This is a genomic window from Patescibacteria group bacterium, from assembly GCA_026417895.1.
Lineage (GTDB): Bacteria > Patescibacteriota > Patescibacteriia > UBA2591 > CALHIP01 > CALHIP01.
In genome coordinates, this window is the sequence record JAOACJ010000009.1 from 57,903 (window position 1) to 66,330 (window position 8,428).

Here is an 8,428-nt window from a genome sequence, read left to right on the forward strand (position 1 = left end):
AAAATATATTCTCCTCCTCGCGGTTAAATATCACGATCAGTATAAAGAGCAGCGAGATAAAGAGCAGCGTGATAAAGAGCAGCGTGATAAAGAGCAGCCTTGTTATTGGTAATAAAGAGATGTCGAAAATATCTATAAGTATCTATCGGTATCAATCAATATCCATGAATATCTATCGATATCTATCAATATCTAAGGTATCTTGACTTTTTTGCAAATTTTGCTATCTTGAAAATGTCGGGTTAGTCGCCTCTTCGGCGACTAAATCCAAGCCCGACCATCCGCTGTAAGCGGATGATGGAGGAAAAAATGAGAAGTTTGACATTGTTGATAATCTTGTTGCATTTTCTTGTTTTCTCGACTTCGGCGGCGACCGCGCAAACATGGTGGACTTACGAGGAACTCGGTAACGCCGCGCCTTGTAAGGGGATCGAAACGGAAAACGGATATGTCCATACAGGGGGCACCTTTAACGTGCCGGGTGGAGGTTGTTACTTAGCAAAAACCAATAAAGTAACTGGTGCTCTTGACTGGTATCAATATTATCCCAGTCTCTTTTTCGAGCAAAGTTGGGGATATGATTTAGTCCAGACGCCAGATGGTGGCTTCGCTATTCTTTCTACCGATGATATGGGTTTCGGCAATGTCTTTAGACTGATTAGGACGAACCCGATGGGAGAAAGTTTGTGGAACAAATTGATTGCCCCTCAAAATCAAGCCGTTGCCGCTCCTTATTATCTCGTTCTTTTTTCGCCTGATTCTGGATTTATTATGGGCGGTCGAAACGATGGAGGAATTATTATGGCCCGGACGAACAAGTACGGGGAAACGCTATGGACGCGTCGCGGGGTGGCAAGAGAAAGTATTTACCGTTCTATGGAAGTCAGGGGCATAATAACAAAAACAAACACGATCATCTATCTCCTTGGTTTAGCAACTGTTGATTTGCCAACCGGACAAAGCATTTGGCGAAGTTTTTTGGCAACAATTAATGCTGCTGGACAAGTGATTAATAAAAGGGAATATGTTGACGAGTGGCAAAGAATGGTGCATTTATATGGTCAAACCTTTTTTCAACTTGATAATTCCGGCTTTCTAATAGCTGGTATAAGAGGCGTCGCAAGTTCTAGTGCAAATCCTGTTGAATCAATTTTTGTTTTTCTTTTGAAAACCGACTCTTTGAAAAATGAACTCTGGAGAAAGATGTATTTTTTACCAAGCATACACAGTGATTTTTACAGGTGTGGCGTCGAAAAAGTTTGGCAAAATGAAAATACGATTAATATTGCGGTTTGCTTTTATAATTCGTCATTGTTCCCGAAAGGGGGAATTATTACCACGGATTTAGAGGGCAATTTTCTAAACTGTATCACCTACTCCCATCCGATTTATACCTATGTTTCTTTAAGAGACGCTATGAAAACAAGTGATGGACACGCAGTTTTAGCTGGACGCTCTCCTCCAGCCGGACCCCCAGCTTATGTGACCCTTCTTAAAACTCCTTTAAGTGGCATTAGTGAAAATTCTTTTTTCTCTTCCCAATTCTCTACTCTTAAAGTTTTTCCCAATCCAAGCACCGGCTTAGTTAATTTTCACTTGCCAACTGGGTACAACAGCAGCAAAGTAAAAATCTATGATGCCACCGGAAGAATAGTCAAGACATTCGAATTTCAAAATCAATTTCGGGTGAAACTTTCACCCGGCATCTATCTCTGTGAGACCGCCGCTGAGACCGACGCAAAATTTAAGATTATCATCCTGGGACAATAAATATTGTCCCAGGTTTTTTTATTTTATTCAGGAGTTCCTGGTCCGCAATCAAGCTGCCAATCACACATAGAACAAGTTTTTTGAACCGCTCGATAGAAAATACAAGATCGGCTATCGCCTACTTTACAACTATCACAACGAGGATGGCTATAGGCACCGGCTATCTGGAAATCAGGTAAATAAGAAACACTACTTCGACAAGTACCCCAGAAAGTACCTCCTGTTAAACAAGGAGGTTGATCACAACTAATAGTCGAAGAACAACAAACCCCTCCGCAACATTGATACCCAGAAGGACAAGTTGGGGAGCTACAAACTTCTGTTGATAAATCTACACAATGTGGAATTGGACATTCGCTTGGATTATTTGGATCACAATTACAACACCGACCAGTACCGGTACAATAATAATAATCAGAATAAGGACAACATCTGTTTTCACAAGCGCAATGACCAGAAGAACAATTTGATACAGTACATGGAGTACCTGCTCGACAAAAACCACTAACACAAGTTTGAGTTCCGGGATAACTACATATACCAAAAGGAGGTGTAGGATCGTTGCCTTCACAGACCTCACCACAATTACGAATCCCATCACCACAAGAAGTAACCCAATTACCTGATAAGTTAGGATCACACTTTTGCCGGGCTATGCTTGGATGGCAACTATTGGGAATTACAGAAGCATTACTATCATCACAATCACCTCTTTGAATTGGACCGGTGTAATTTGGGTAATTCAGTGTATCTGCTTCTCTATAACCCGTACCAAGTTGAAGACAATCGGTGTCTAATGGATACCGACCCGCGATTTCAAAATTACCGAGATATTTGTCTGAATCAGAGTCGCGTACGCAAATTTTGGCAGGCATCCCATTAATACTATCTGGTCTATTCCAGCCAATCAAAATAGAAGGGTTGGTAGTATATGGACCAAAAACAATTTTTCCGGTGCCGGTCAAATCAACACCCTTGTTTGTTCCTTTGGTAGCAAAAATCAAATAAGCTGGTTTTTTCTCTTGCAAATTCAAAGGATTCACCCAGCCACTCAAGTTAACGGTGGCACTACCAATAACCAGTCGGCCAGTTTCTGTGCCAATAACTAAACCTCTCTCTGGACTCTGACTATCAGTAATTAAACTACAGGATTGAGTAAGAGTTAAATTACCAATCCATAATGGACAGGTGTTCTGAGGAGCCCAATCTAATTCCAGTTTATCTTCCCTCCCTTCTTTATTTTTTACCAAAAAATTTGTCCAAACAATTTCTTCTATTTCTTTAGGTAAAACTATTTCCGCCTGCCAAACTGATTCTTTTTCATCATAGCTCATAAACATCTCTTTTTCAAAATCTGGACGGGCAATGATTTTAAATTTCACCTCCGCTAAACCAGCTGGGTCTTCAATTTTGATTTTCGCCCAAATTTTTTCACCGCCCTTTACTTCCCTTGGCCGTTTGGAAAAAATACCGCCTAAAAATTTTGGATAAACACCTGGTGCCGAGGAAACACGAAAAGCATATTCACTGTTTTTTGGTTTCTCGGTCGGTTCAAAATGGTTCAGTTTTTCAATCTCTTCTTCGCTCAAAACATAGTTTTTTTGTTTTTCGACTTTGGAAGTTTGCCAAAAGAATAAACCTAAAACAACGAAAACCAAAATAATGATGAGAGGAATGATTTTTTTCATAGACGTAAAAGTTAATTTTTAATTTATTTTTTATCTCACTTTTAAGCCTGAAGTGTTTTGATCTGAAGCTAAATTGGTTGCCCGGCCCGGCCAATCAAAACGGGGAGCAATTAAACGATAGGAAACATTAATCGGGGCGGTGCCGTAAATGAGAAGTTGATTTTTTGTGGGTTGAAATTCATACCAAACTTGTGCCCGTCCCTCGGGTGTTAAATTCACCACTAAATCCTGCCAATTTTGACCAAAGGCTGTAATCTGGCGAAAAAGCCATAAATCAGAACCTTTTTCTGTTCGGTTAAAATCAATAGTCGCTAAATAAATTTGATTTTCAACTTCTGGCATTTGAAATTTGTCATTTGACATTTGTAAACGAAGTTTGCCCACCACCTCTTCTTTTAAACCAACCGTTGAATGGCCATAAGTGGCATATTTTATTCCTTCAATTTCATAAATTGGATCGATTTCATTGACTAAGAGCTTACCGGCCGGGCTTAAGGTCATAATAGGCGTTGATCCATAACCACCATCTTTATACCAAGCAAAAGTGCCACTGTTAGTAACAAAACGGATCCATTCACCAGAGCCCTGAGAATACAATCCTAGATCAGTCCCGGAGATGGCGTTCGTACCTTTTTGAATAATACCATTTCTTACATTGATCGCGCCATTGATATCTAATTTTTGAATCGGACTGGTTGTCCCGATGCCGACGTTGGTGCCGTTGTTAAACAAATTACTATCTGCGACCCAAGCACTTCCACTGTGTCTGAGCGTTTGACCAGTAGTTCCTGAAGGCAAAAGTCCTGAAGGTAGAGAACAAGTCAAGGTTGGTCCTACTGCCGTGACATATTGACCTGACGGACAAGCAGAAGGAAATGAAGTTAAACGTGCCCATGGAACCGAACCGCCTTGAAGAATGCCAGTCCACCTCACGTCACCACTTACATCTAATTTATATCCTGGACTGGTTGTTCCGATGCCGAGATTACCGGTCGGTAAAATTGTGAATCGATCATCGTTATTTGTTCCACTACCCCAGAAACGAAGGCTATTATTTGATTTATTCACATAAATAGCCCAATGATCATTAGTCCCTGTTCCATATTTAAGTTGCAACTCTGGATTTTCATTGGTGTCAGTATCAGTAATTCGCAAACGACAAGTTGTGCCACTTGGAGCAGTAAGTTCCATTCTTTCGGCTGGATTGACCGTCCCGATTCCTAATTGGCCATTAAATAAGACATTACCTGATTGAAGTGTTCCCGGTAAAGAACCTTGTAACCAAACCGGTCCGGGTAATTGGCCTTGTGGTGGTGGTTGGGTTGGCTCCTGCCAAGTCTGAGCCAAAACTGCAGGAATGGCTAAAAAGAAAAGTGATAAAGCCAGTAAAAAGAGTCGACCAAATAACCGGCTTTTTTTAAAGAAGAAAGTTGCTTTTTTCATAGGCGTAAAAGTTAATTTTTAATTTATCAATAGAAAAAATATTTAGGAAAAAAACTTTTGATTTTGCGCTGAAAATTTTTAAAAAAGCCTGACACCTCCACTTCAAAACCACTCGGAATAGGATTAGGTGCATTAATGATAAAATTAACATCAGAAGAGTTAGGATTGCAAATTTTTAATCGATGATAACGATCTGAACGAATTTCATAATTGACTAAAGGTGGGACAGTGGTGACAAAATCTAAGGGATCTATCTCTCCGCTTCTCTGCCAGGAAAAAAGAAGTACCTCTCCCCCAGGTGAAGAAGCGTTAACGCTGAGAGAGGCCGGATAGGCAAGATTTAAATCAAGATCTAATTGAAACGATTGATTGGTCGAAAGACTGACGGACCATGGCACAGTATTTGTGATCACGTTTACTAGTCCTAAAAGATAAGAAGAGTTATTGGGAAGGGTGTCAGAGTCAGTAAGGGTTAATGGATCAACTTTTTCTTGGTTAATTTTATAAAATGCTCTTTCAACACCACTTTCGGCCGCATAATAAGCCAATTCAGAAAAAGAAGTTGCCCGAACAATCTGTCCTTGACGAACCAAGACTTCACTCATCATTAAACCAGCGGCTAAAAGACTGCCTAAAATTAAGACGACCAGAAGTAAAGAAACGCCTGATTGAGATTGACTAAAGTTCATTTTTTTATTTTATCATTTTTTAACAATTTTTGCAATGAGAGTTTGAATTTTTGTGTTCTTTTATCTATTTTCTTTCCCCATATCTTTGAATGACGGTTTGTTGAAGGCTAAAAACTTGACCTTTGGCTTTTAATTCTAAAACAATTGTTACCCGTGGCTGAATTCTTGTTGTCGCATTAGAGGTAAAGGGGTCTTGGGAAGGGGAAATATAAAATTTAAGATCCGTCACTTCAACCTCACTACTCGTTAACGGCTGGTCCCCGCTACCACCAACATTTTTCATTATCTTATTACTACTGAAGCTGTAAACCACTGTCTGATTGGTTTGATAATTAATGAGTGCCAAAGTAGAAGTGGGTGAAGGAATTTGAGAGCCATAATGCAGATAATCGACTAAACCAGCGCGAATGTCTTTGGCGATGATAGAGAGTAAATAATTGGCCTCTTGTTGTAAACTAGAAAGTTCGGCTGATTTTCTTTGTGAGCCAATAGAAAAAGTATAAATACCAGTTGCCGCTAAAAAGACGAAAGCGATGATACTCACTGAAGTTAACATTTCAACTAAAGTAAAGCTAGATTTGTTGGTAAATTTTTCTTTTTTAGTTTTTGGATTATTGAATTTATTTTTCATCGCCAATTAGTCAGAATTTGTTGAAGGTTAATTGTCTGGTCGCCTGCTTTTGTTCGCCAAAGAACCTGCGAAGAAATTCTTATTTCATTGGGCGAAAGACTTGTAATCTGGAGTAACCGTTTATAAATCGTATTAGGTGAAGGACAGTGAAAATACCGGCCACTAGAAAGACAGAGACCACAATTTGTGCAATCTTTAATCGTTGAACCGCCAGAAAAAGAAGCTTGTGTTAAACTGGTTGAATCAGCATTGGCAATAAAACTTCCGGCACTTAAACCATAATTCCAATCATTGAGAGCCAACCAATTGCTGTCGCGAATTGCCCTCATTACCTCCATTCCCTCCCGTGCCAAACTGGTAGCAAGAAGTGCTTCACCACTTCTTCCGCCAATAGAATAAGAATAAGAGGCTAAAGCGATGATGCCTAATAAAGCTGTGACAATCAGAGTTGCCGCGACAATTGTCTCCACTAAAGTAAACCCCTTTTTCATAATATAAATTAAATTTGACATTTAATCACTCACCTCAATTTGTCCGGAAAGGCAATTAATTTTTACTTTCTTTTGTTCATTTGTCCGACTGTCTTGAAGGGTGATAGTTTGATTGGTTGAACAAGCGACGTTATTGACGTAAAGACTGGCTAAAGGCAAGGCGAAAACTTGATGTTGCGAAGAAAATGGATTGAAAAAAATATTTTTGGAAAGAGAGTAATTAAAAATTGCTTCACCACTATCATATAAATAGTCATTGTTAGTAGCAAAAAAAATATAGGTGTTGTTATTGGGCAAATAAACACCATAACCACGGGGCAAACTACTGTCCATTTGTTGAGCACTTAAAGCCAAACTTTGGGCTTGTTTTAAAATACTGGCTAAACGCCGAGCATCTAATAAAACTAATTCTTTCCTTTCTTTAATCCGATAATTAACATAACCAATCCCTAAAATTAAAACAGTAATTGTCATCACCACCATCATTTCGATAAAAGTAAAGCCTCTTCTCATATTTATATTTTTCCAAAAAAAGACAAAAAAATCAAATCACCAAAAAATAGGGTCATTACGCCGCCAACAGCTAAAAATGGGCCAAGAGGAATTTTAGAGGTCAACTTTTTTTGATGAGTGATGAGAAGAATTAAAGAGGCAAAACCACCGAGTAGATAAGAAATGACTAAAACAACTAAAATTTTTGGCCAAGCAAAGGTTAAACCCAATAGCAAACCTAAACGTAAATCACCTTCGCCAATTCCTTTTTTCGCCGTCAAAAGATATTGAAGAAGAAAAAACCCAAAACCAAAAAAACCGCCGAGCAGAAGAGTAGTTAAGTGATAAGTTGTTGAGTTAATGAGTAAAAGGTTAAGGAGAAAAATGACAATGGTTGCTGGAATAACAACAGTATCTTCGATTAACATATATTTCAAATCATAGACAAAAATAAAAACCATCACTGTTAGAAAAAGCCAATCGCGAAGAAGGAAAATTGAAAATTGAAAATTGGAAATTGGAAATTGGGGATAGATGGATAAAAATTGATGAGATAATTTCAAAGAGGCCAATAAAAATAAAGCGCCTGTTGTCAGTTCAATTAATGGATATTGCCAGGAAATTTTTGCTTGACAATAGCGGCACCTACCCTTTAAAAATAAAAAGGAAAAAAGCGGAATTAAATCAAAAAAAGAAAGCCGGTGTTGACAAGCCGGACAAAAGGAATAGCCAAAAAGGCTCTTTTTTTGTGACAAACGATAAATCAGGCAATTTAAAAAACTGCCAATGGCTAAACCAAACAAAAACGAGAAAAGGGCAAATAAGAAAACCATGAAATCTTAAAATTATAGCAATTTTAATAAAAAAAACAATTATTTCACTTCTTTAACGGAAATAACTGGTGATAAAAATGAAAAAATTTTCTACCTTATCCCAACTGGTGTTGCGTAGCGGTTACCTGCGGGATAGCCACCGGTATCTTTCTCTAAACAAAAATAGATGTTGTAGTTATCGCCTGCGGCCGTACCAACAAAAGCATAGTTTGTACCATAAAGATAACCAGTACAATTAGCTGGATTGGGTGGAACAACGAAGTAAATAGTACCCGATGAAGTACAAGGGGCAAAATTAGCAGTTGAACCGCCAACCAGACATTGACCTGAAATGTTCATAGTTGTTGAGATGTTTGGATACCGACCTACTTCACTATAAAAACTTTCTAAT

Annotated in this window: 10 protein-coding genes; 1 reads left to right on the plus strand and 9 read right to left on the minus strand. The window is 38.6% G+C overall.

Annotated features, from left to right (window positions below; all coding sequences use genetic code 11):
* Positions 1–23: 23 nt before the first annotated feature.
* Entirely contained in the window at positions 24–155 is a 132-nt protein-coding gene (locus N2259_01500) for a hypothetical protein (GenBank protein MCX7778903.1), read from the minus strand.
* Between the two features lie 139 nt (positions 156–294).
* On the opposite strand from N2259_01500, the gene N2259_01505 reads away from it, so the two are divergent.
* On the plus strand, positions 295–1,770 hold the full coding sequence (locus tag N2259_01505; protein ID MCX7778904.1) for a T9SS type A sorting domain-containing protein: 1,476 nt from the start codon (positions 295–297) through the stop codon (positions 1,768–1,770).
* Between the two features lie 23 nt (positions 1,771–1,793).
* On the opposite strand, the gene N2259_01510 is transcribed toward N2259_01505, so the two are convergent.
* The 8 genes from N2259_01510 to N2259_01545 form a co-directional block, all read right to left on the minus strand.
* The gene (locus N2259_01510; GenBank protein ID MCX7778905.1) at positions 1,794–3,458 is read right to left on the minus strand and encodes a hypothetical protein; all 1,665 of its coding nucleotides are present in this window, start codon (positions 3,456–3,458) and stop codon (positions 1,794–1,796) included.
* A gap of 30 nt (positions 3,459–3,488) precedes the next feature.
* Positions 3,489–4,901 (minus strand): hypothetical protein, encoded by a 1,413-nt coding sequence (locus tag N2259_01515; protein ID MCX7778906.1) that lies wholly within the window; start codon positions 4,899–4,901, stop codon positions 3,489–3,491.
* 26 nt (positions 4,902–4,927) lie between these two features.
* The gene (locus N2259_01520) at positions 4,928–5,590 is read right to left on the minus strand and encodes a hypothetical protein (GenBank protein MCX7778907.1); all 663 of its coding nucleotides are present in this window, start codon (positions 5,588–5,590) and stop codon (positions 4,928–4,930) included.
* 64 nt (positions 5,591–5,654) lie between these two features.
* Entirely contained in the window at positions 5,655–6,221 is a 567-nt protein-coding gene (locus N2259_01525) for a hypothetical protein (protein MCX7778908.1), read from the minus strand.
* Complete coding sequence (locus tag N2259_01530; GenBank protein MCX7778909.1) at positions 6,218–6,712, minus strand: hypothetical protein; 495 nt, start codon at positions 6,710–6,712, stop codon at positions 6,218–6,220. Before N2259_01530 ends, N2259_01525 begins: the two co-directional genes overlap by 4 nt.
* Before the next feature lie 21 nt (positions 6,713–6,733).
* Positions 6,734–7,225, minus strand: coding sequence for a prepilin-type N-terminal cleavage/methylation domain-containing protein (locus N2259_01535; GenBank protein MCX7778910.1), 492 nt, complete (start codon positions 7,223–7,225; stop codon positions 6,734–6,736).
* A 2-nt stretch (positions 7,226–7,227) separates the two neighbouring features.
* A complete protein-coding gene (locus tag N2259_01540) occupies positions 7,228–8,037 on the minus strand; it encodes a prepilin peptidase (GenBank protein ID MCX7778911.1) in 810 nt (269 codons plus the stop codon).
* 90 nt (positions 8,038–8,127) lie between these two features.
* Positions 8,128–8,428 (minus strand): hypothetical protein (locus N2259_01545; GenBank protein MCX7778912.1); only part of this gene is annotated, 301 nt, incomplete at its 5' end.